19 protein-coding genes are annotated in these 22,123 nt (G+C 68.3%); 10 read left to right on the top strand and 9 right to left on the bottom strand.

Going from position 1 to position 22,123, the window contains the following annotated elements; all coding sequences use genetic code 11:
• Positions 1–1,185: an AMP-binding protein gene (locus E3U26_RS13310; protein WP_499106158.1), complete on the top strand. Its 1,185-nt coding sequence runs from the start codon at positions 1–3 to the stop codon at positions 1,183–1,185.
• A 75-nt stretch (positions 1,186–1,260) separates the two neighbouring features.
• Positions 1,261–2,985 carry an FAD-dependent oxidoreductase gene (locus tag E3U26_RS13305; RefSeq protein ID WP_499106157.1) on the top strand — a complete coding sequence of 575 codons (1,725 nt, stop codon included), beginning with the start codon at positions 1,261–1,263 and terminating at the stop codon, positions 2,983–2,985.
• Between the two features lie 49 nt (positions 2,986–3,034).
• Here E3U26_RS13305 and lpdA read toward each other — a convergent pair whose 3' ends face one another.
• A complete protein-coding gene (lpdA, locus tag E3U26_RS13300) occupies positions 3,035–4,474 on the bottom strand; it encodes a dihydrolipoyl dehydrogenase (protein WP_499106156.1) in 1,440 nt (479 codons plus the stop codon).
• Between the two features lie 179 nt (positions 4,475–4,653).
• Here lpdA and E3U26_RS13295 point away from each other — a divergent pair, with 179 nt between their 5' ends.
• From E3U26_RS13295 to E3U26_RS13285, 3 genes are read left to right on the top strand one after another with little or no spacing between them, the layout of a single operon-like run.
• Entirely contained in the window at positions 4,654–5,415 is a 762-nt protein-coding gene (locus E3U26_RS13295; protein WP_028710211.1) for an SDR family NAD(P)-dependent oxidoreductase, read from the top strand.
• Positions 5,416–5,450: 35 nt separating this feature from the next.
• Positions 5,451–6,254: a ThuA domain-containing protein gene (locus E3U26_RS13290; protein WP_499106155.1), complete on the top strand. Its 804-nt coding sequence runs from the start codon at positions 5,451–5,453 to the stop codon at positions 6,252–6,254.
• A gap of 9 nt (positions 6,255–6,263) precedes the next feature.
• Positions 6,264–7,976, top strand: coding sequence for a class I adenylate-forming enzyme family protein (locus E3U26_RS13285; protein WP_028710213.1), 1,713 nt, complete (start codon positions 6,264–6,266; stop codon positions 7,974–7,976).
• Between the two features lie 102 nt (positions 7,977–8,078).
• Here E3U26_RS13285 and E3U26_RS13280 read toward each other — a convergent pair whose 3' ends face one another.
• The 6 genes from E3U26_RS13280 to E3U26_RS13255 are packed head-to-tail and all read right to left on the bottom strand — an operon-like array spanning position 8,079 to position 13,034.
• A complete protein-coding gene (locus tag E3U26_RS13280) occupies positions 8,079–8,882 on the bottom strand; it encodes an SDR family NAD(P)-dependent oxidoreductase (protein ID WP_028710214.1) in 804 nt (267 codons plus the stop codon).
• Positions 8,875–9,768, bottom strand: coding sequence for an alpha/beta fold hydrolase (locus E3U26_RS13275; protein WP_051419585.1), 894 nt, complete (start codon positions 9,766–9,768; stop codon positions 8,875–8,877). The genes E3U26_RS13280 and E3U26_RS13275 overlap by 8 nt, the downstream gene beginning before the upstream one ends.
• On the bottom strand, positions 9,765–10,508 hold the full coding sequence (locus E3U26_RS13270) for a ThuA domain-containing protein (protein ID WP_028710215.1): 744 nt from the start codon (positions 10,506–10,508) through the stop codon (positions 9,765–9,767). Before E3U26_RS13270 ends, E3U26_RS13275 begins: the two co-directional genes overlap by 4 nt.
• A 12-nt stretch (positions 10,509–10,520) precedes the next feature.
• Positions 10,521–10,985, bottom strand: a complete 465-nt coding sequence (locus E3U26_RS13265) for a MaoC/PaaZ C-terminal domain-containing protein (protein WP_028710216.1) — start codon at positions 10,983–10,985, stop codon at positions 10,521–10,523.
• Positions 10,972–12,252, bottom strand: a complete 1,281-nt coding sequence (locus E3U26_RS13260) for an aromatic ring-hydroxylating oxygenase subunit alpha (protein WP_499106154.1) — start codon at positions 12,250–12,252, stop codon at positions 10,972–10,974. Before E3U26_RS13260 ends, E3U26_RS13265 begins: the two co-directional genes overlap by 14 nt.
• A gap of 20 nt (positions 12,253–12,272) precedes the next feature.
• Entirely contained in the window at positions 12,273–13,034 is a 762-nt protein-coding gene (locus tag E3U26_RS13255; RefSeq protein ID WP_028710218.1) for an SDR family NAD(P)-dependent oxidoreductase, read from the bottom strand.
• 152 nt (positions 13,035–13,186) lie between these two features.
• Here E3U26_RS13255 and E3U26_RS13250 point away from each other — a divergent pair, with 152 nt between their 5' ends.
• The 3 genes from E3U26_RS13250 to E3U26_RS13240 are packed head-to-tail and all read left to right on the top strand — an operon-like array spanning position 13,187 to position 16,021.
• Positions 13,187–14,479 carry a CaiB/BaiF CoA transferase family protein gene (locus E3U26_RS13250; RefSeq protein ID WP_499106153.1) on the top strand — a complete coding sequence of 431 codons (1,293 nt, stop codon included), beginning with the start codon at positions 13,187–13,189 and terminating at the stop codon, positions 14,477–14,479.
• Positions 14,480–14,487: 8 nt separating this feature from the next.
• Entirely contained in the window at positions 14,488–14,874 is a 387-nt protein-coding gene (locus E3U26_RS13245; protein ID WP_499106152.1) for a Zn-ribbon domain-containing OB-fold protein, read from the top strand.
• Entirely contained in the window at positions 14,864–16,021 is a 1,158-nt protein-coding gene (locus E3U26_RS13240; RefSeq protein WP_072463269.1) for an acetyl-CoA acetyltransferase, read from the top strand. Before E3U26_RS13245 ends, E3U26_RS13240 begins: the two co-directional genes overlap by 11 nt.
• Before the next feature lie 73 nt (positions 16,022–16,094).
• On the opposite strand, the gene E3U26_RS13235 is transcribed toward E3U26_RS13240, so the two are convergent.
• On the bottom strand, positions 16,095–17,270 hold the full coding sequence (locus tag E3U26_RS13235) for a DcaP family trimeric outer membrane transporter (protein WP_024844857.1): 1,176 nt from the start codon (positions 17,268–17,270) through the stop codon (positions 16,095–16,097).
• Positions 17,271–17,562: 292 nt separating this feature from the next.
• Positions 17,563–18,738 (bottom strand): beta-ketothiolase BktB, encoded by a 1,176-nt coding sequence (bktB, locus tag E3U26_RS13230; protein ID WP_499106151.1) that lies wholly within the window; start codon positions 18,736–18,738, stop codon positions 17,563–17,565.
• Between the two features lie 282 nt (positions 18,739–19,020).
• Between bktB and E3U26_RS13225 the strand changes: the two genes are divergently transcribed.
• Positions 19,021–19,800, top strand: coding sequence for an enoyl-CoA hydratase/isomerase family protein (locus E3U26_RS13225; protein ID WP_024844859.1), 780 nt, complete (start codon positions 19,021–19,023; stop codon positions 19,798–19,800).
• Between the two features lie 13 nt (positions 19,801–19,813).
• Positions 19,814–22,099 carry a 3-hydroxyacyl-CoA dehydrogenase/enoyl-CoA hydratase family protein gene (locus E3U26_RS13220; protein ID WP_051419589.1) on the top strand — a complete coding sequence of 762 codons (2,286 nt, stop codon included), beginning with the start codon at positions 19,814–19,816 and terminating at the stop codon, positions 22,097–22,099.
• Positions 22,100–22,123 lie beyond the last annotated feature (24 nt).

Here is a 22,123-nt window from a genome sequence, read left to right as displayed (position 1 = left end):
GTGGACAGGGCGATAGGCACGGGCTTTCGGTTGGGCGACCCGGTGATCGGCGCCGCCCTGGCGGGTGCATCCTGGGGCGACCTGCCCGCGCATGTCGCGCAACAGGGCGCGACCAGCCATGCGGCGATGCGCGACCGCATCCTGCGCCTGGCCGCCGGGCTGCTGTCGGCCGAGCTTCGCCGCGGCCAGCGGGTCGGCGTCTCGATGCCGCCCTCGGCCGACCGCACGGCGCTTTGCGCGGCGATCTGGTGGCTGGGCGGCGTGGTGGTGCCGCTGGAGCCCAGCCTGCCGCAAGCCCGGCTGACCATGGCGCTCCAGGGCTCGGGCCTGCGGTTGCTGGTGCATCATTCGCAAGGCGCGGGCCGCGGCACGAGCCTTGCGGCAGTGCGCCATCTCGCCTGCGACGAGCTGCTGGCCCAGGGCGATGCGCCCGACCTTGGGCAACTGGCCGAACGCGCCGGGCGCGTCCTGCCCGACCATCCCGCCGTCGTCCTTTACGGCGAGGGCCAGCAGGACACGGCGCGCGGCGTGGTGCTGAGCCACCGGGCGCTGCTTTGCGCCGCGCGGGGCCTGGCCGCGCGCTATGGCATGGGGCCGGGGTCGCGGCTGGCGGTGCCCTTGCCCCTGAACCACGCCGCCCGGCTGACCGCCGAGCTGGCCGCACTGCTGGCGGGCGCGGCGCTTTGCGACCTGCCGGCCTTTTCGGCGCCCGCAAGCCACCTGATCCTGGCGGACGCGGCGCCGGTGCCGCCGCAAGCCCCGCCCGCGGTGCAGATGCAGCCGGGCATGGTCCTGCTCAGCGGAGATGCAAGGCTGGTCCGCGGCTGGCAGCGCGCCTTGCCGCACAGCCGCATCTTCAACAGCTACCAGCGCGCCGAGCTGGCGGGCATCGCCATCTGCTCGGACCCGCGCGACCCGCCCCATACCGCGCATGCCACCGCCGGCCGGCCCCTGCGCGGGGTCGAGGTGATGATCGTCGATCCCCGCACCTCGATGGACATGCTGCTTTACGAGATCGGCGAGATATGGATTCGCGGCGCGCCGCTGATGCTGCGCTATCACGACGACCTGCGCGCCAGCCGCAAGGTGCTGGACCGCAGCGGTTTCTTCAAGACCGGAGACATGGGCTATCTCGATTCCGAGGGCCGCGTGATCGTCTGCCGCGACGCCTTCGCGCAGATCTGAACCTGCCGGTTTTCTTTCCCTTGGCCGCTGCGCGAGGCGCGTGCAGCGGGCGGACAATCCATGAAGGAGGCAAGGATGACCCAGACAGAAACCTGCGACGTCCTGGTCGTCGGCTCGGGGGCGGGGGCGCTGACCTCGGCAGTGACCTGCGCCAAGGCCGGGCTCAAGGTGCTTGTCACCGAAAAGGCCGGGCAGTTCGGCGGCACCACCGCGACCTCGGGGGGCGTGCTGTGGGTGCCGGGCAGCCGCCATGCCAAGGCGCTGGGCGCCCGGCTGGGGGTCGAGGACGACGGCGACCTGGTGCGGACCTATCTGCGGCACGAAGCCGGCAATTGCTATGACGAGGCCCGGATCGAGGCCTATCTGGAACATGCCCCGCGCATGGTCGAGTATCTGGAAGACCATACCGAGGTGAAATTCTATCCGATGGAGTTTCCCGACTATCATCCCGAGGCCCAGGGCGGCTCGCGCATCCGCTCGGTCGGGACGATGGATTACGACGCGGCCAAGATGGGCGAGCTGATGAAGACGCTCAAGGGCGAGCTGCCGCAGACGCTGTTCCTGGGGCTGGCCATCGGCTCGACGCTGGAGATGAAGCAGTTCCTGGCGGCGGGACGCTCGCCCAGGGCCATGGCCTATGTGATCCGCCGCATGGCGCGGCATTTCATGGACCTGGCGGTGAAAGGATCGTCGCAGCGCATCGTGCGCGGCCGGGCGCTGATCGCGCGGCTGGCGCGGACGGCGCATGACCTGGGCGTGCCGTTTTGGCTGAACGCCCCGGCAGAGCGGCTGATCCGCGAGGGCGACCGCGTCGTCGGGGCCGAGATCCTGCGCGACGGCAAGCCGGTGCGGGTGCTGGCGCGCCATGCCGTCGTGCTGGGGGCGGGGGGCTTTCCGCGCGACAAGGACCGCCGCGCCCGGCAATATCCCGGCCATGCCCGGACGATGGAGCCGGTGACGCCCGCCCCCGTCACCAATGTCGGCGACGGCATCCGCATGGCCGAGGAGGTCGGCGCGCAGTTCAATGCCGAGCTGCTGCAGCCCGCCGCCTGGCTGCCGACCTCGCGCCTGCCGGGGGCGGTGGACCAGAACGGCGTCTGGCCGCACCTGACCGACCGCAACAAGCCGGGCTTCATCATGGTGCTGCCGGACGGCCGGCGCTTTGCCAATGAAAGCGCGCCCTATCACGACCTGGTGCCCGCCATGCTGGACGCCTTCGAAAGCCGCGGCGCCGACCGCGCCTTCCTGATCGGCGACGACCGGGCGATCCGGCGCTGGGGCATGGGCTTCGTCCGCCCCTTCCCGATCCCCAAGGGGCGTTACCTGCGCAACGGCTACCTGACGCGCGCCGCCACGCCCGAGGCGCTGGCGCGCAAGCTGGGCATCGACCCCGAGGCGCTGGCCCGGACCATCCGCGATTTCTCGCGCCATGCCGCCGAGGGGCGCGACCCCGAGTTCCGCCGGGGCGAATCCGCCTATGACCGCTATCAGGGCGACGAGAACCATCGCCCCAACCCGGCGCTGGGTCCGCTGGACAAGGGCCCCTATTACGCGGTGCGCATCTATCCGGGCGAGATCGGCACCTACAAGGGCCTGAAGACCGACGAACATTCGCGGGTAATCGGGCAGGGCGGCCGACCCATCGCCGGGCTTTATGCGGCGGGCAACGACCAGTCCAACGTGTTCGGCGGCTCTTATCCCGGTGCGGGTGCGACCATCGGCCCGGCCGTGACCTTCGGCTGGATCGCCGCGCGCGACATCGCCCGGCAGGCGGGGCTCGAGGTGCCCGGCGGCGCCTGACGAAGCCGCCGGGGCCGGGACCATCCGCGCCCCGGCCGGCGGCGGCCGGTCAGATGTTGATCGCCCGGCCCATGGCGGCGAGAACCGCCTCTTTCATCGTCTCGGAAAGGGTCGGGTGCGGAAAGACCGCCTCGGCCAGTTCGCGATCCGTCGTCTCAAGCTCCATGGCCAGGACGAAGCCCTGGATCATCTCGGTCACTTCGGCCCCGACCATATGCGCGCCCAGAAGCTCGCCGGTCCTGCGGTCGTGGATGACCTTGACCAGCCCCTGCTCGGCGCCAAGGGCGATGGCCTTGCCATTGGCGAGAAAGGGGAACTTGCCGACCGCGATGCCCCGGCCCTCGGCCCGCGCCCGTTCCTCGGTCAGCCCGACCGAGGCGATCTGCGGGTCGCAATAGGTGCAGCCGGGAATGCGGTCGCGGTTCAGCGCATGGGGGTTCTGGCCGGCGATGGCCTCGACGCAGATCACCGCCTCGTGCTCGGCCTTGTGCGCCAGCATCGGCCCGCCGGCCAGGTCGCCGATGGCATGGATGCCCGCAACATTGCTGCGGCCCAGGGCGTCGGTGCGCACGAAGCCGCGCTCCAGCGCCACGCCGGCCTCGACCAGGCCCAGGTCCTCGCTGTTGGGCTCGACCCCCGCGGCGACCATGACATGGCTGGCCTCGATGCTGTGCGTCTCGCCCTTGCCGTCCCGGAGCGTGGCGGTCACGCCTTCTGCGCCCCGGTCAAGCTGCGTCACCGTGCAGCCGGTATGAAAGGCGATGCCGCGCCGGGCGAATTGCTGGCGGGCGAAATCCGCGATCTCGGCATCCTCGGCCGGCAGGATGCGCCCCGCCGCCTCGACCACCGTCACCTGCGCGCCAAGCGCGGCAAAGAAGGATGCGAACTCGATGCCGATGGCGCCCGAGCCGACCACCAGCAGGTGGCTGGGAAGTTCGGGCGCGGCCAGCGCCTCGAAATAGGTCCAGACGCGCCGGCCGTCGGGCTCCAGCCCCGGCAGCACGCGCGGGCGCGCGCCCGTGGCCAGGATGACATGCCGCGCGGTATAGCGGCCGGCCCCCAGCGCACCCTTGGGCGGCTTGGCCGCCGCGTTGCGGGGATGCGGCTGGGCGGGTTCGACCGTCACGGCGCCCGGCCCGTCCAGCCGGGCCTTGCCCCAGATCACGGCGATGCGGTTCTTGCGCATCAGCATGGCGACGCCCCCGGCCATGCGGCCGGCGACCCCGCGCGAGCGTTCGACCATCGCCGCCAGATCGGCGGTGATCCGCCCCTCGACCCGGACGCCGTAATCCGCCGCGCGGCGGGCGGTTTCCAGCGCCTCGGCCGATTTCAGCAGCGCCTTGGTCGGGATGCAGCCCCAGTTCGAGCAGATGCCGCCCAGATGCTCGCGCTCCACGATGGCGGTTTTCAGGCCCAGCTGCGCTGCGCGGATCGCCGCGACATAGCCGCCCGGTCCGGCGCCCACAACGATGACATCATAATCCTGCATGGCTTCCTCTGTTTCAGGCGATTCTGCGGTTCGTTATACAAAGAATGCAGTAATTGTATATTGCAATTCCTTCCGATCCGGTGCAGTTTTGGCTCGATCTGCGGCGGCCGGCCGGAATCGCGCCGGCCTGCCCCATTGGCGCGTATGCCCGCGGCGCGCGCGAAACCAAGGAGGAATGCATGGATCTGGGACTGAAGGGCAAACGAGCCATCGTCACGGGGGCGACGCGCGGCATCTGCCGCAGCCTGGTCGAAATCCTGGCGCAGGAAGGCGCCGATGTCGCCTTTTGCGCCCGCAAGCAGGATGAGGTCGATGCCACAGTCGAGGCGCTGAAGCCCTATGGCACGCGGATCATCGGCGGGACCGCCAACGTCAAGGATGCCGAGGGCTACAAGGCATGGCTGCAACAGGCCGCCGAGGAGCTGGGCGGCGTCGACATCTTCGTGCCCGGCGTTTCGGCCGGCGGCGGCATGGATGGCGAGAAAAGCTGGTACAAGGCCTTCGAGATCGACCTGATGGGCTGCGTGCGCGGCTTTGATGCGCTGTTTCCGACCTTCAAGGCGCAGGGCTCGGGCAATGTCGTCTTCATCTCGACCACGGCCGCGGTCGAGACCTTCATCGGCCCGATGGCCTATAACGCGCTCAAGGCCGCGCTGATCACCTATGGCAAGCAGCTGTCCCAGGCCCATGCCAAGCGCGGGCTGCGGGTGAACACGGTCTCGCCCGGCCCGATCATGATCGAGGGCGGCTCGTGGGACCAGGTGCGCCAGCAGGACGAGGCGTTCTTCCGCTCGATCCTGGCCCAGCAGCCCGACGGCCGCATGGGCGAGGCGGAAGAGGTGGCCCGCGCCATCGCCTTCCTGGCCTCGGACGCGGCAAGCTGGATCAACGGCGTCAACCTGGTCGTGGACGGCGGCTTCACCAAGCGCGTCCAGTTCTGACGGCCGCGCCCATGCTGATCCGCTACGATGCCAAGGTGAGGCTTTTGGTCGTGACCAAGGGGCATCCCTATGATCGGGCGGCCTTTTGCGCGCTTTTCGATTCGCTCAAGGGCATCAGCTGGACGCATGTGGAACAGCCCGCCGCCGCGCAGCTGATCGCCTGCGGCGGCGGGCAGGACCATGACCTGATCCTGTTCTACGACGTGCCGGGCATCCAGTTCCGCACCCCGAACCCGCCCGACCTGATCGAGCCGGACGAGGGCTTCAAGGCCGGGTTCCGCGCGCTGCTGGCCAGCGGCAAGCCGTTGCTGTTTCTGCACCATGCCATCGCGGGCTGGCCGCTGTGGGACGAATATGCCGAGGCGATCGGCGCGCGGTTCTTCTATCAGCCGGGTCGCTACAAGGGCTGGGCGCATCCCGATTCCGGCTATCTGTTCCCCGTCACCTACCGGGCCGAGCCGGTGGGCGCGCATCCCGTGACCCAGGGGCTCGAGGACGGTTTCGAGCTGACCGACGAGCTTTACCTTTTCGAACTGCTGGAAGAGGTGGTGCCGCTTTTGCGCGCCAAGGCCGATTTCGACCCCGCGCGGTTCCATTCTGCCAGGAATGCGCTTGCGGCGCGGATGTGGACCTCGGACGGCTGGACGCCGCCGCGGGGCACCGACCTGATCGGCTGGGCCAAGGTTTCCGGCCGGTCGCCCACGGTCACGTTGCAATGCGGCAACGACGGCGCGACCTTCGCCAATCCGGCCTTCCGCAAGCTGCTGAGAAACGCCCTCGACTGGCTGCTGAGCCCTGCCGCGCGCGAATGGGCGGCGGGCGCGCCGGCCCAAGTTTAAGGAAAGACCATGTCGCAAAGCGAAAACACCCTGACGCCCCCGGCCGAAGTCGAAGCCGCGGGGCAGCACACCAATGCGCGGGTGCTGGCGCAATCCGCAAGCCGCTGGCCCGACCGGCCGCTGCTGCTGCTGGACGGCGAGCGGCTGAGCTATGCGCAGATGCTGGCCGAGGCCGAACGCTATGCCGCGGCGCTTCTGGCGCAGGGGGCGGGGCCGGGCACGCGTATCGGCATCCTGGGGCCGAACTCGGTGGAATACGTCAAGCTGCTTTACGCGGCGGGCATGATCGGGGCCTGTGCCATCACGCTGAACGCCCGCTTCAAGGAGGCGGACCTGGTCTATGCGCTGGACCATGCCGAGGCCGGTTTCCTGTTCATCGGCGGCCAGGCCAGGTCCTTCATGGACTTCCGCGCCATGCTGGTGCGGATCTATCCCGAATTGCAGGGCTGGGACGGCAAGGCGCCGCTGTCGCTTGCGGCCGCGCCGCATCTGCGCCGCCTGTTCAACTTCGGCGACCCCGACGAGACGGCCTGGCCAGACGAGGCCGCCTTCCTGTCTGCCGCGACGCCCGCGCATCTGGACCAGGCCCGGCGGCTGCGCGACGAGATCCCGTCGCAAAGCGATGCGCTGATCATCTATTCCTCGGGCACGACGGCGCATCCCAAGGCCTGCATCCTGAGCCACCGCAACCTGTCGCAGATCGGCATGTCCTTTGCCCGGCGCTTCCGGCTGGGCCCCGAGGACGTGGTCTACAACCCGATGCCGTTCTTCCACATGTCCTCGATGCTGCCGATGGCCGCCTGCCGGGCCGCGGGCGCGATGCAGATCTGCACCGGCCATTTCAAGCCGCACGAGGCGCTGCGCCAGATGCAGGACGAGCGGGCGACATTCGCCTATGTGTCCTTCCCTACCATCGTTGGCGGCATCCTGAACGATCCGGGCTTTGCCGAGGCCGACCTGTCCTCGGTCCGGCTGTTGCATTGCGTGGGGCCGGCGGACCTGTTGCGGCGCTATGCCGACAGCCTGCCGGGGGTGCGCTTCGTCAATGCCTACGGGCTGACCGAGGGCAGCGGCGTTCCGGTCTGGTCCGATCCCTGGGATCGGGCGGACGATCCCTTCACCCATTCCGGCAAGGCCTTCGACGGGCTCGAGATCGCCGCCTTCGACCCCGAGACCGACCGGCGCCTGCCGCCCGACACCCGCGGCGAATTGCGGCTGCGCGGCTTTTGCCGGTTCAGCGGCTATCTCAAGGACGAGGCGGCGACGGCGCAGGTGCTGCGCGCGGACGGTTGGCTTTGCACCGGCGATCTTGGCTATGTCGATGCCGGGGGGATCGTCACCTATGACGGCCGGCTCAAGGACATGCTGAAGATCGGCGGCGAGAACGTCGCCGCGCTGGAGATCGAAAGCTATCTCTGCACCCATCCGGACATCGAGCTGGCCCAGGTCATCGCCGTGCCCGACGGCCATCTGTTCGAGGTCGCGGCGGCCTATGTCGAGCTGCGGCCCGGCGCGCGGCTGACGGCGGCGGAGGTGGTGGATTACTGCCTGGGCCGCATCGCCAGCTACAAGGTGCCGCGCTATGTGCGCTTCGTGACCGAATGGCCGATGTCCACCACCAAGATCCAGAAGTTCCGGCTGTCGCGCGAATTCGCGGCCGAGGAATATTTCGACATCAAGCAGATGATGGCCGCGCGCCGCTCGGCCTGCATCGCTGGCTGACGGCTGGCCGTCCCACCCTAGTGCATAAAAAAGGCCCCGGTCCATCGGATCGGGGCCTTGAAGTGCCGTCGGCCGCGATGTGCGGCCCGCCGGCGGAGGGAACTATTGCGCGGCGGCGCGGGCGGCCTTCGCGGCCCGCACGGCGCCTGCGATCTCGGCATTGGTGGGGTTGCGGCGCAGCGTCAGCCCGCCGTTGACCTGCAGGTTCTCGCCGGTCAGGAAACAGGCATCGGTGCAAAGCCAGGCGATCGCTTCGGCCGTGTCCTCCAGCGTGCCCACGCGGCCCAGCGGGTATTCCCGCGCGAATGCGCCGACAACCGCATCGTTCCTTGCCGCGCGGCCGGTCATGGGCGAGGCGGTAAAGCCCGGCGAGACCGAATTGGCCCGGATGCCGCGCGCGCCGAACTCGTTGGCGATGCAGCGGATGACGTGGTCCATCCCGGCCTTGGTGCCCATATAGGCGGCGTGGTCGTCCATCATGATCCGCGCCGTGGCCGAAGAAACCTGGACGATCGACCCGCCATCCGCCATCCGCCGCAGCATGGACTGGAAGAACTCGAACGGGCCGACGAATTGCAGCCGCGTCATCTGCTCAAGCTCGTCGCGGGTAGTGTCGAGGAAGGGCACCAGCAGCCCCCAGCCGGTGCAGTTCACTGCGATGTCGATGCCGCCCATCCGCGCCAGGGCCGCCTCGGCCAGGGCCTCGTTGTCCTGGGTCCGGGTGATGTCGGCGGTGACGGCATGGCCGCCGATCTCGGCCGCCAGTTCCGCCAGCACGTCCTGATGGCGGCCGGCGACGGTGACTTGCGCGCCCTCGGCGGCAAAGCGGCGGGCCAGCACCTGGCCCAGATTGTCCTTGCCGGCGGCGCCGATGATGACGGCGCGCTTTCCCTCGAGTCTAGGCATTCGCTCTCCCCTGGTTTGCGATGGCTGTTTCGCGGTTGCGGACCAGGTTCAGGAAACGGTCCAGATCGCCTGCGAATTGCGAGTTGTTGTCGCCGACGACCATGTGCCCGGCATCGTCGACGTGCCAGACCAGCGCCTCGGGCGCGCTGCGGCGAAAGGCGGCCTCGGCCTCGTCCGTGACCAGGTTGCTGTCCAGCCCGCGCAGCAGCAGGACCGGGCAGGTGATGTTGCGCAGGTCGCGGTCCAGCCGCTGCGCCAGGTCCGGCGTCAGCCGCCCGTGGCGCCTGCCGCGCACGAAGGCCGGATCCCAATGCCAGACCAGCCGCCCGTCGTCGCGCCTGCGCAGATAGCGCGCCAGCCCCGAGGCCTGGCCGGCCGGGCGCGGCGCTTGCTTGCGATAGGCCGAGACGGCGCGCGATGCCTCGTCCAGGTCGGCAAAGCCCTGGTCCAGGTGGCTGCCCATGAAGCCCAGCACCTCGGCCACGCCGGTCTTGTCCACCTGCGGTACCACATCGACCAGCACCAGCGCGCGAAACAGTTCGGGCGCATAGCGGCCGACCGCGGCCAGCGCCGCGTTGCCGCCCAGAGAGGCGCCGACGTGATAGATGCCGCCGCCCAGTTGCTGCGCAACCTCGGCAATGTCGCGGCCATAGCGTTCCAGGCTGTAGTCCCCGGCCGGATCCCAATCGCTGGCGCCATGGCCGCGCAGGTCCAGCGCGACGGTGCGCCAGCCCTTTTCCGCCTGCGCCTGCGCGACGCCGCGCCAGGAATAGCGAGTCTGCCCGCCGCCATGGGCCAGCAGGATGGTGGGCCCCGCGCCATAGCTTTCCGCCTCCAGGCGCAGCCCGTCCGAGGTGCGGAACTCGAGGATCTCGGGCTTTGTCATGGCAGGGCCTCCGGCAGGTCGCGGTCGAGCCAGGCGATGCCGCGCCGGATCAGCCGGTGGAACACCGGCAGGATCCAGGCGCCGCGCTCGACGAAGGGATAGGTGTCGGCCAGGGGCTGCATGTCATAGCGCGCCCTGGCATGGCCGGGGGTCAGATACAGCACGCCGCCCTTGCCGCGCGGGCGCAGGTAAAAGCTCTGATGCTGCCCCTTGGGCCAGTCGCGGGTCTGAAACAGCGCCGTCTCGCCCTGGAACTCCGAGGCCAGCAGGACCAGGTTCCCCTCGGCATGGCGCTGGAGATAATGCTCGTCCTCCAGGAAGAATGCCTCGATGCCTTCGGTCAGCGGATGGGCCTCGACCGGGCGGATGCGATAGCGGCCGGGCACCGGATGGGCCAGGAACTGGCTGCCCAGCAGGTCGAACAGCAGCGGCTCCATCGCCGGGGTCAGCACCTTGCCGTCGGGCCGGATCTGGATGGCCGAGTTCGTGCCGTGCAGCGCGAACCAGCGCCCGCCGCGCCCCACCCAATCGGCCAGCGCCGCGGTCTGCGCCGCATCGGGCAAAAGCGCGGCGGTATAGGTGATCAGCGCATCGCAACGCTCCAGCGCGTCCAGGTCGGAATAGTCGTGGCGCAGATCGACGCGCAGATGCTCGCGCCGGGCCAGATGCGCCAGCAGTTCCAGCCGGACGAAGTCGAAGTCGTGGTAAAGCCCGCCGACCACCAGCAGAACCCGGCGCATGGGGCGCATCGCCTAAGCCTCCCGCCGATAGACCATGTCGGTCGAGACAAAGGAAAACACCGTCTCGCCGTCCTGGTTGGTAAGCGCGTGGCGCAACGTCGCCAGCCCCACGGTGGGCCGCGAGGCCGAGGGGCGCAGCGCCTCGATGCGGGAATGCGCCACGATCCGGTCGCCCGGCCGCACCGCGCGCGACCAGCGCACATTGTCCCAGGCGACGCCGCAGACCCAGGCGATGTCGCCATTCACCTCGTGATCCAGGATGCGCCACAGGCAGGCGGTGTAAAGCCCGCTGGCGATCACGCCGCCGAACAGCGACTGGTCCGCGGTTTCCGGGTCCATGTGAAAGAATTGCGGGTCGTAGCGCGTGGCGAACGCGATCATCGGCTGTTCTTCGACCAGCATCTCGCGCGAGCGGGTTTCCTCGCCCAGGGTCAGGTCTTCCCAGCGGCGCGGGGGCTTGGCGTCACGATCCGACATAGGATTCCAGCACGTGATGGAAATGGCGGATGCGCAGTTCCTGGTCGCCGATCCACAGCCCGCCGAAACTGTCCGAGTTCATCCCCGCCTGCACCCCCGGCAGGTTGTAGGCGTCCTGGTCCAGCACCAGGCCCAGCGATTTCTCGCCATGCCTGAACTGTTCGTGGCGCGGCTTTTTCGGGCGCGGCTCGTCCTTCTTCAGCAGTTTGAAGATGAACAGGTCGAAGAACATCTTGTTGGGATCGGTCGGATGCGGGCGCTGGCGGAACAGCATCAGGTCGTCGGCATGGGTGTTCAGCGTCAGGTTCGGGAAGATGTTGTAGTGGTAATCGTCCGTCAGCTGGTCGTCGTTCAGGTCGCTGTAATCCAGCCCCATCTCGGGGCCGTGCTTGCGCTTGAAGGCTTGCAGCGCCTTGCGCACCTCGGTCACGCGACCGTCGAAATCGGCGGGGTTCATGCCCGCCTCTTTCATCGCGTGCTTGATGAGATGCGGGATCTCGGTGGTTTCCTCGACCCGGTGCGAGATGGTCGAGAAGGGCACCAGATAGCGGTTGTGCCTGCCGTAGCAGTCGATCTGGACGTCCTTGTCCTCGATGAAATACAGCAATTCCGGGTGGATGCCCTGCACGTGATAGGATTCGTTGAAGGCATCGACCGAGGTCTTCCAGTTGCAGTCCCATTCCACGGTCATGTCGGCGACCTTGACCATGCGCTCGAAGTGATAGGGTTCCAGGTGCTCGGGCAGGGGCGCAAGATAGTCCAGCAGCGGCTCGGCCTCGGGGTCCAGCGAGAACCAGACGAAGCTGTTCCAGCTGTCGCATTTCACCTCGCGCAGGCCCTTGCAGGGCGGCGCGCCCTGCGGGAAGGTCTCGAGGTCGGGGATGTTCTCGAACGCGCCGTCCAGCCCGTATTCCCAGAAGTGATACTGGCACTTGAAACTGGTCGCGTTGCCTTCGCCGACCATGATGCGGTTTCCGCGGTGCAGGCAGACGTTGTAGAAGCCGCGCACCGACATGTCCTTTTGCCGGACCAGGATGATCTCTTCCTTGCCGATGGTGGTGACGTGGTAGTCGCCGGGATTCGGGATGTCGTCCGTCCGGCAGCCCAGCAGCCAGACCTTGGTCCACATGCGTTCCCATTCCAGGCGCATGTATTCGGCCGAGGTATAGCGTTCCTTGGGGATCATCGCCGTGCCGAAATCGGGTTTCGCGACAGGCGTGGCCGGCGTGCGGGTGAAATCGGTCGGCTTGATGCGTTCGATGGCCATGAAAGGAACCTTCCTGAGATTCAAAACGGGACGCGCTTGGAAAAGCCGCCGTCCACCAGCAGATGCGATCCGTTGCACCAGGACGCGGCCGGGCTTGCCAGGAACACGGCCGAGCGCGCGATCTCCTCGGCGGTGCCCATGCGCCGGGTGGGCTGCTGGCGGACGGCGTTGTCATAGATGCGCGACCGCGCGACACGGATCATTTCCCAGTTCGAGCCCTTGAACATGGTGGGGCCGGGCGACAGGCAGTTGACGCGGATGCCCTCGGGGGCAAGCTGCTGGGAAAGCTGCTTGGACCAGGTGACGAGCGCCGCCTTGATGGCGTTATAGGCCATGGGCGCGACGAAGGTCTCGGACGCGGCCATGGTCGCCAGGATCAGGATCGAGGGGCTTTGCGACCGGCGCAGGGCGGGCAGCGCCTCTTCGACGCCGCGGACGGCGGACATCAGGTCGATCTCGAAATTGCGATACCAGTAGCGTTCCTCGTCCGTGCCGCCGCCGGCGGACAGCGAGGCGATGAAGATGTCCAGCCCGCCCAGGGCCTCGACCGAGTTCCTCATCCAGTTGCGCATGGCCTCGCCGTCGCGTCCCTGGACGGTTTCGCCATGGAAACGGACCCCGGCGGCGTCCATCTGCCGGCGCAGCGATTCGATGCGCTCGGGCGCGCGGCCGCAGGTGGCAAGGGCGCAGCCTTCCTCGGCCAGGACATGCACGATCGCATTGCCGATTCCCCGAGTTCCCCCGGTCACTGCCGCCTTCAGGCCCCTCAACCGCAGATCCATTGCGCTCTCCGCTGACGTTCTTCGCTTGCTGCCGGAATATTACATGCCCGCTTGCGAAAAACAATAACAATACTTTTCTTGTATAATGAATCATTGCTATTGTATATTCAATCAAGCGGAAGTTGCTTGGCATAGCCTTGGGCAGAGGAACCATGACCCTACAGACAGACATGCAAGAACTCGACATATGCGCCACTGATGCGACGGTCGGCCAAGGCCGGATCGCCTGCCGGGGCGTGCTTTCGGGCATCCGGGTGCTGGACCTGACGCGGGTCGTGGCCGGACCCCTGGCGGCGCAGACCCTGGCCGACCTGGGCGCCGACGTCATCAAGATCGAGCGCGTGGGCGATGGCGACGACCTGCGCACCCTGGGCCCGCCCTGGGTCGAGGGCCGCCCCGGCGCGCCCGAGCAATCGACCTATTTCCAGATGGTCAACCGCAACAAGCGCTCGATCGGGCTGGACTTCTCGCGCCCGCAGGGGGCCGCGCTTCTGCGCCGGCTTGCCGCCGAATCGGACGTGTTCATCGAGAATTTCCGCACCGGCACCCTGGCGCGATACGGGCTGGGCTACGAGGATCTGCGCAAGCTCAACCCCCGGCTGATCTATTGCTCGATCACCGGCTTCGGGCAGACCGGGCCCTATAACGACCGCTCGGGCTATGACTACCTGGTGCAGGCCATGGGCGGGCAGATGGCCGTCACCGGCCAGCCCGAGGCGGATGGCGGCATCCCGACCCGCGTGGGCGTGCCCATCGCCGACATCACCGCCGGCAACAATGCCGCCATCGCCATCCTTGCGGCCTTGCTGCATCGCCAGAACGGCGGGCAGGGCCAGCATATCGACATCGCGCTGTTCGACAGCCAGGTGGCGCTGCTGATGAACAATATCGGCTCGTGGCTGAACGCGCGCGCACCGCTGCCGCGCACCGGCAACGAGCATCCGACCGCGGTGCCGAACGGCGTCTTCGAATGCGCCGACGGCTTCATTCTGATCGCGACCTTCAACGACCGCGAGTTCGCCCGGCTGGCCGGCGCATTGGGCCACCCGGAATGGGCCGAGGATCCGCGCTTTCTGCGCTCGCGCGACCGGCTGGAGAACCGCGTGGCGCTGACGGCCGAGATGAACGCGGTGCTGTCCACCAACCTGCGCGCGCATTGGATGGAAAGGATCCTGGCCGCCAAGGTCTCTTGCGGGCCGATCAACGAGATGCCCGACATCGAAGAGGATCCCCAGCTCCGGGCGCGCGGCATGTTCGTGACCATGGAGCATCCCGTCACCGGCACCGTGCGTCTGGTCGGTAGCCCGCTGCGGCTGTCCGAGACGCCGGTGAGCTATCGCTCGGCCCCCCCGCTTGCCGGAGAGCATAGCGACGAGGTGCTGCGGCAATGCCTCTCGCTTTCCGCCGAGGAGTTGGAGAAGCTGCGCGACGAAGCGATCATCTGAGGGCAGGCATGGCATCACCATCCACAGCGTCTTTGGGCCCCGAGGCCGAATATTTGCAAGCCCTGCGCGATGGCCGCTTCTGCTATCAGCGCACGGCCGAGGGGCGGGCGGTCTTTCCGCCCCGCCTAGCCGCGCCCGGCGACGGGGCGGCGCTGGAATGGGCGCAATCCTCGGGTCGGGGCCGGGTCCATGCCGTGACCGAGCAGCCGCAAAAGCCGCCCGCGCCCAGCCGCATCATCGCCATCGTCGAGATGGACGAGGGTTTCCGCCTGCTGTCGCGGATCGAGGCCGTGGCCCCGGTCGCGATCGGCCAGCGCCTGCGCGCGGTGATCGCCGGCGAAAGCGAGCCGCCGCATGTGTTCTTCGTGCCGCAAGGGGAACAGGATGAAGGATAAGGCCTTTCCGCGCGCCGCCTGCGCCATCGCCGGGGCCGCCACCTTCGGCATCGGCCTGTGCGAGGGCTACAGCGCGCTCGAGATGACCGCCAGGGCCGGGCTTCTGGCGCTCGAGGATGCGGGCCTGGGCCTTGCCGACGTGGACGGGCTTTTCACCTGCCTGCCCGAGGATCTGCTGGGCGGGCTGGCGGTTGCGGAATATCTGGGTGTCGGCGCCCGGTTCGTGGACAACAACCGCACCGGCGGCTCGTCCTTTCTGAACCACCTGATGACGGCCTGCTTCATGATCTCGGCCGGATACATGGACACGGCGCTGATCTGCTATGGCTCGAACCAGCGGTCGGCGGCGGGACGGCTGGTCTCGGCCCTGCGCGGTTCGGTCTACGAGGCGCCGCATGGCGCGCGCATGCCCATCGGCGGCTATGCGCTGGCCGCCAGCCGCCACATGCACGACTATGGCACCACCAGGGAGCAGCTGGGCGCGGTGGCGCTGGCCGCGCGCGCCTGGGCGCAGCTGAACCCCGAGGCATTCCGGCGCGAGCCGCTGGACATGCAGGAATACCTGGCCGCGCGTATCGTCTCTTCGCCGCTAGGGGCCCTGGACTGCTGCCTGGTCACGGACGGGGCGGCGGCGGTGGTCGTGACCTCGCGGGCCCGTGCCCGCGACCTACGCAAGAAGCCGGTGGCGGTGCTGGGCGCCGGGGCCGAGACCACGCACAAGGAAATCGCCGCCATGCCGGATCTTTGCGTCACCGGCGCCAAGCTGTCGGGCCAGCGCGCCTATGCCGCCGCGGGCTACGGCCCCGCCGACATGGACATGGTGCAGCTTTACGACGCCTTTACCATCAACACGATCCTTTTCCTCGAAGACCTGGGCTTTTGCCCCAAGGGCGAGGGCGGCCGCTTCGTGCAGGACGGGGCCATCGCGCCAGGCGGCGCGCTGCCGGTCAACACCAATGGCGGCGGGCTGTCCTGCGTGCATCCGGGCATGTATGGGCTGTTCACGCTGGTCGAGGCCGTGCGCCAGATCCGCGGCGAGGCGGGCGAGCGCCAGCTGGCGGCGGCCGATCTTGCGCTGTGCCACGGCAATGGCGGGGTGCTGTCCTCGCAGACCAGCGTCATCCTGGGCAGCATGGATACGGTCTGAGCCCGTTCGGCCCAGGCGAAAGGACCAACCTCGCGAAAGGACAAGGCCCGCCGGCATGGCGGGCCTTGGTGTTTCAGAAGGTGAACTTCACCACGCCCTGCAGGCGGGTATTGTCGAAGCTCGCCCCGTCGAACTGCTCGCGCTCGACATAGGCCGCCTCGGCCGCCAGCATCACGGATTTCGTCGCGAAGTAGCGATAGGTCACATGGGTCGAGTTGATTTCCTTGGTATGGCTGCCCAGGGCGCCGGCAAAATCGTCGAACCGCTGGAAGCCATGCGCCAGCGAAAGGTCGCTTTTCTCGCCCAGCTTCTGGGTGACGCCCAGCTTCACGCCCTTGGCCTTGACCGGGTCGCCCGCGGCATCGACGTCGAAGGCGTATTTGCCCGCGGTGCCCACTTCCAGCCCCGAGAAGCCGGCGTTGTTCAGCAGGGTCGAGATCCCCTTGCCGCCGATATATTGCGCATGCAGCTTGCCGCCCTGCCAGGCCTCGTAATCGGCGCCGATGGCATAGCCGAAGCCGGTGACGTCGCCGAAGCTGCTGGTCTCCAGCCCGCGCGAGATCGCGCCCATGCCGATCTTCAGCGGTCCGTTGGCATAGCCCGCGAAACCGGACACGGCGACGCGCGAGGCGGTGCCGGGCGCGTAATCCTCTTCCAGCGCGACGGCGAAGCGCCACTGGTCGTTGGGCCGGAAGGTATAGCGGACCTGCGGCGTGCGGTAATAGCTGCCGCCCGCCAGGCCGTTGAAGTCCTGCACCGCGGCGGGGCCACCTTCGGCGGGCACCCAGTTGGTCCAGGTCTGGCCCGCCAGCAGCGGCCCGACCTCGCCATAGGCGTGGCGCAGGCGGAAATTGCCGCCGCTGCCGAAGAAGTCCCCTTCGAGCGTCAGCTTCACCTCGCCGATGTCGGTGTCGATGCTGGCGCGCAGGCCCAGCCGGCTTTCATAGGCATGGGCATTCGAGCCCGAACCCTCCAGCGGGCTGCCGGCCGTCACCCCGGCCATGGCCCCGGTGGTCGCGCCCAGATCGTAGTTGTTGTCCGTGATGAGGTCGAGTTTCGTATACCCGTAAAACGTCAGTTTTACACCGGGCGCCAGGGTCAACTGGCCGCTTTCGGCCTGCCGGTTCTCCAGCGCGGCAATGCGTGCCTCCAGAACCGTCAGATCCTGCGCGGCTGCCGCGCCTGTCCCTCCGATCAGGACTGCCGCGGCCATCTGGCTGACGGAGCCGATCTTTGCCTTGATTTTCATTCCATTCCTCCCAAACCGTCCTTGCCTGGACATGGCGGTGTCGTCGATCCGCTGGAACGGTCACGCCCGGATTGCGGGCGGCGGTCCTTTGTCGAATCTGCTCAGTTACGCATACAAATATTCATATTGCGCATACTGAAACTGACAAAAATGTGTTCAACGGGCAAGGATTATTTGCAGGACGAATAAGAATTATTGATGTTATTTCAATTGGTTGATTGAAATGGAACGACCAGGCAGGCCGCGTTTCCACGCAGCCTGCATCAAGTTCCAGGGTCCGGTTTCGGACCCTTCAGTTCATCTCGATGGCCAGGGCGATGCCCTGTCCGCCGCCGATGCACATCGTCACCAGGCCGCGGCGCCCGCCGATGCGCTTGAGTTCGTTGATCGCCTTCACCAGCAGGATGCTGCCCGTCGCGCCGACCGGATGGCCCAGGGCGATGGCGCCGCCGTTGGGATTGACGCGGGCCGGGTCCAGGTCCAGCGCCCGCGTCACCGCAACCGCCTGGGCGGCAAAGGCTTCGTTCGATTCGATCACGTCGAAATCCGCGGCCTTCAGCCCGGTGCGCTCAAGCAATTGCCGGACCGCCGGGACCGGGCCGATGCCCATCACCTCGGGCCGCACCCCGGCGATCGCATGGTCCAGGATGCGCGCGATCGGCGTCAGGCCCAGCCTTTCGGCCGCATCCGCGCGGGCCAGAACCAAGGCCGCCGCGCCGTCGTTGATGCCCGAGGCATTGCCGGCCGTGACCGAACCGTCCTTGCGGAACACCGGCTTCAGCTGCTCCAGCGCGGCCAGCGAGGTTTCCTTGGGGTGTTCGTCGCGGTCGAACAGCTCCACCCCGCGCCGGCTCTGCAGCTCGACGGGCACGATCTGGTCCCTGAAATAGCCTGCGGCGATGGCCCGTGCCGCGCGCTGCTGGCTTTCCAGCGCGAAAGCGTCCTGATCGGCGCGCGAGACGCCATGCTCGGCCGCGACGTTCTCGGCGGTGACGCCCATATGGCCGGTGCCGAAGGGGCAGCTGAGCGTGCCGACCAGCATGTCCACCATCGCCGCATCGCCCATCTTTTGCCCAAAGCGTGCCGCCTGCACGGCATAGGGCGCCCGCGACATGCATTCGGCGCCGCCGGCCAGCGCGAAATCCGCCTCGCCATGGCGCAGGGCCAGCGTGGCCGAGATCACCGCTTGCACACCCGAGCCGCAAAGCCGGTTCACGTTCAGGGCCGGGGTGGTGTCGGGCACGCCCGCGCCGATGGCGGCAAGGCGGGACAGGTACATGTCCTTCGGCTCGGTATTGATGACATGGCCGAAGACGGTCGTGCCGATCCGGGCGGGCTCGATGCCGGCGCGCTCGATGGCGGCGCGGGCGGCGATGACGCCCAAGGCGTGCGGCGCAAGCCCCGAAAGCGCTCCGCCGAAGCCGCCGATGGCGGTCCGAACCCCGGACAGGATGACGATGTCGTTCATGGATGATCCCTTGTTGCGACCCTTCTGCGACGATGCAGCAGGGCCGGCTGGCAGCAATTGTGTATGTATCAACTATCATATGAATACATAGAATCAATGAAAAATATTATACAGCTGCGGCGCAGAAGCTGCTGTTGCTGCAGGATCGCTCCGATAATTGTATTTTTATAGGAGATGATTGTATATATTTACCTTGCCCAGCCGCGCCGGCCATGGCAATCAGGGCGCGGCAGGAGGGGCTTTCCAGCCCGCCGCCATTGCGGGCTTTTGCAAGGAGTTGCGATGACCGAACCTCTTCGACTGCATCTCGACGCCGCGCTGGGGCGCATCGTCTTCGACCGGCCCCAGGCGCTCAATGCCATCGACCAGGCCACCGCGCGCGCCTTCGAGGCCGCCGTCGCCCAGGCCCTGGACGCGGGGGTGCGGGTGCTGACGCTTTCGGGCAACGGCCGGGCCTTCATGGCGGGCGGCGATCTTGCCGCCTTCCGCCGGGCCGAGGATCGCGCCGCCGAGGCCGAGGCGATCATCGCGCCGATGAACCGCGCCCTGGCGCGGCTGGCCGGATCGGATGCGCTGACCGTCGCGCTTCTGCACGGGCCGGTCGCGGGGGCGGGCCTGTCCCTGGCCCTGGCGGCCGATCTTGCGCTGGCCGCCGAATCGGCGGTGCTGAGCTTTGCCTATCTGGGGGTCGGCGCGCCGGCGGATTGCGGCATCACCTGGGCCTTGCCCCGCATCGTCGGGCTGCGCCGCGCCGCCTGGATCGCCTTGGAAGGCAGCGCCGTGCCGGCCGGGCAGGCGCTGGACTGGGGGCTGGTGAACCGCGTCGTCCCCGACGCGGCGCTGCAAGAAGAAGGTGCAAGGCTTGCCGCGCGCCTCGCCGGCCTTGCCCCCGGTGCCTCGGGCGCGCTCAAGCATCTGCTGCGCGACAGTTTCGGGCGGGATTACGCCGCGACGCTGGAGGCCGAGAAGCAGGCCTTCAAGACCTGTGCCGCAACCGCGGATTTCGCCGAGGCGCTTTCTGCCTTTTTCGAGAAACGGCCGGCCCGGTTCACCGGCAACTGAGGGGGAAACAGACATGACCAAGATGATGGCCAGCCAGGCATTCTGGGCCGGGTTGCCGCGCGACATCGCCTGCGTCGCGGTGATCGGCGCCGGGGCGATGGGGGGCGGCATCGCCGCGCAATTCGCCAATGCCGGGCTGAAGGTCATATTGCTGGACATGCCGGGGCCCGAAGGTGGCGCGCCGGATGCCCCCGCGCAGGCGGGGCTGGCCCGGCAGGTCAGGATCCAGGGCTTCATGGGGCCGGCCGGTCCGGGCCGCGTCGTCACCGGCAATGTCGTCCGCGACCTGCCGCTTCTGGCCGAGGCCGACTGGATCGTCGAGGCGGTGGTCGAGCGCCTGGACATCAAGCGCGACCTTTACGCGCGCATCGACGCGCTGCGCAAACCGGGGTCGATCGTGTCCTCGAACACCTCGACCCTGCTGCATTCGCAACTGGTCGAGGGCATGTCCGACGCCTTCCGCCGCGCCTTCCTGATCACGCATTTCTTCAACCCGCCCCGGCTGATGCCGCTGCTCGAGATCGTCTCGACCCCGGAAACCGACCCGGCGCTGCTGCAGCGCGCGCGGCAGGCGGCCCGGCAACTGCTGGGCAAGACCGTCATCGACTGCCGCGACACGCCCGGTTTCGTGGCCAATCGCATCGGCTGCTTCTGGATGGCCGCCGCCGCGCTGCTGGCGCGCGAACACGGCCTGACCATGGAACAGGCGGATGCCGTCCACCAGGCGATGGGTATCCCCCGCACCGGCGTCTTCGGGTTGTTCGACCTGATCGGCATCGACCTGGTGCCGCAGGTCTGGCGCAGCCTGGTCGATGGACTGCCGGCGACGGACCGTTTCCACCGCTATGACATCGCGGCCGATCCGCTGTTTCGCACCCTGGTCGGGCAGGGCCGCTTCGGCCGCAAGTCGGGCGGCGGTTTCTTTCGCAAGACCGAGGCGGGGCTCGAGGCCAGCGACCTTGCGACCGGCGACTGGCGTCCCGCCGCGCCCGTCGCGCCGGGCAAGCTGCCCGGCGGCGGCAAGGACCTGGCGGCGCTGCTGGCCGATCCCGGCCGGCATGGCGGCTATGCCCGCGCCGTGCTGGGCGAGGTGGTGGCCTATGCCGCCGATCACGCCTCCGAAATCGCCGCCGACCCGTCGGATGTCGATGCCGGCATGCAGCTGGGCTATGCTTGGCGGCAGGGCCCCTTCGTGCTGGCCGACAGGTGGGGGCTGGATCGGGTGGCGGCGCATCTGCATTCGGCCGGCCTGCCTGTTCCCACGCTGCTGGCGCAGGCGGCCGAGAAGGGCGGCTTTTATCGCGACGGGCATTTCCTTGCCGCACCCGCCGCGGGCGCGGCGCGGGATGTGCCGCTGACGGCCGCCGGGCTGCGGGCGCAGGGCAGGACCATCCTGGGCAACGGTTCGGCTTCGCTGCTGGATGCGGGCGGCGGCATCGGCCTGTTGCAGGTCCACACCAAGATGAACAGCCTGCACCCCGAGGTGCTGGATGTGATCGAAGAGACGCTGCCCCTGCTGGGCGCGCGGCTGCAGGGACTGGTGATCGGCAATGACGATCCCCGCGCCTTTTCGGCCGGGGCGGACCTGCGCTTCATTCTCTCGCTGATCGAGGGCGGGCGCCGCGACGAACTGGAAGCCTTCATCGACCGCGGCCAGCGCCTGTTCCTGGGCCTGCGCCATGCACCCGCGCCGGTCGTCGCGGCGGTTCACGGCTTTGCGCTGGGCGGCGGTTGCGAGTTGGCGCTGCACGCCGACTGCATCGTCGCCCATGCCGAGGTGCATATGGGCCTGCCCGAGGTGCTGGTCGGCCTGATCCCGGCCTGGGGCGGCTGCACCAGCCTGCTGGCGCGCGGATTGCAGGCCGGCTTGGCTCCCGACGATGCGGCGCGGCGTGCGGCCGCGACGATCTTTGCGGCATCCCAATCCGGCTCGGCCGAAGAGGCGCTTGCGGCGGGCATCCTGCTGCCACAGGACCGGCTGGTGATGAACCGCGACCTGCTGCTGGCCAGCGCGCACCGGATAGCGGTCGAAATGGCCCGGCAGGGCTATGCTCCGCCCGCAGGACTGGCGGTGACGCCGCCGGACGGGCTCGATCTTTCCGACCTGGCCGGCGAGGGTTCGGATTACGACCGCCATGTGCTGCGGGGCCTGGCCCGCATCCTGGGCGGCGGCGGCAGCCGCAGCGATGCCGAGAACATGGCGATCGAGCGGCAGGTGCTGTTCGAGCTGGTCGACCGGCCCGAGACGCGGGCGCGGATGGAACACATGCTCGGGACCGGCAAGCCGCTGCGGAACTGATCCGCGACGGCATGCGAACAAGGA

The sequence above is a fragment of the Paracoccus ferrooxidans genome (assembly GCF_029909815.1).
GTDB lineage: Bacteria > Pseudomonadota > Alphaproteobacteria > Rhodobacterales > Rhodobacteraceae > Paracoccus > Paracoccus versutus.
This window is presented reverse-complemented; position numbering and strand designations above follow the sequence as displayed.

Bases quoted from the DNA above. Each gene is read 5' to 3' on its own strand.
- E3U26_RS13250 (WP_499106153.1), top strand. From the start codon at position 13,187: ATGACCCTACAGACAGACATGCAAGAACTCGACATATGCGCCACTGAT.
- E3U26_RS13255 (WP_028710218.1), bottom strand. From the start codon at position 13,034: ATGGATCTGCGGTTGAGGGGCCTGAAGGCGGCAGTGACCGGGGGAACT.
- E3U26_RS13260 (WP_499106154.1), bottom strand. From the start codon at position 12,252: ATGGCCATCGAACGCATCAAGCCGACCGATTTCACCCGCACGCCGGCC.
- E3U26_RS13305 (WP_499106157.1), top strand. From the start codon at position 1,261: ATGACCCAGACAGAAACCTGCGACGTCCTGGTCGTCGGCTCGGGGGCG.
- bktB (WP_499106151.1), bottom strand. From the start codon at position 18,738: ATGAACGACATCGTCATCCTGTCCGGGGTTCGGACCGCCATCGGCGGC.
- E3U26_RS13270 (WP_028710215.1), bottom strand. From the start codon at position 10,508: ATGCGCCGGGTTCTGCTGGTGGTCGGCGGGCTTTACCACGACTTCGAC.
- E3U26_RS13295 (WP_028710211.1), top strand. From the start codon at position 4,654: ATGGATCTGGGACTGAAGGGCAAACGAGCCATCGTCACGGGGGCGACG.
- E3U26_RS13245 (WP_499106152.1), top strand. From the start codon at position 14,488: ATGGCATCACCATCCACAGCGTCTTTGGGCCCCGAGGCCGAATATTTG.
- lpdA (WP_499106156.1), bottom strand. From the start codon at position 4,474: ATGCAGGATTATGATGTCATCGTTGTGGGCGCCGGACCGGGCGGCTAT.
- E3U26_RS13285 (WP_028710213.1), top strand. From the start codon at position 6,264: ATGTCGCAAAGCGAAAACACCCTGACGCCCCCGGCCGAAGTCGAAGCC.
- E3U26_RS13265 (WP_028710216.1), bottom strand. From the start codon at position 10,985: ATGTCGGATCGTGACGCCAAGCCCCCGCGCCGCTGGGAAGACCTGACC.
- E3U26_RS13240 (WP_072463269.1), top strand. From the start codon at position 14,864: ATGAAGGATAAGGCCTTTCCGCGCGCCGCCTGCGCCATCGCCGGGGCC.
- E3U26_RS13225 (WP_024844859.1), top strand. From the start codon at position 19,021: ATGACCGAACCTCTTCGACTGCATCTCGACGCCGCGCTGGGGCGCATC.
- E3U26_RS13220 (WP_051419589.1), top strand. From the start codon at position 19,814: ATGACCAAGATGATGGCCAGCCAGGCATTCTGGGCCGGGTTGCCGCGC.
- E3U26_RS13280 (WP_028710214.1), bottom strand. From the start codon at position 8,882: ATGCCTAGACTCGAGGGAAAGCGCGCCGTCATCATCGGCGCCGCCGGC.
- E3U26_RS13275 (WP_051419585.1), bottom strand. From the start codon at position 9,768: ATGACAAAGCCCGAGATCCTCGAGTTCCGCACCTCGGACGGGCTGCGC.
- E3U26_RS13235 (WP_024844857.1), bottom strand. From the start codon at position 17,270: ATGAAAATCAAGGCAAAGATCGGCTCCGTCAGCCAGATGGCCGCGGCA.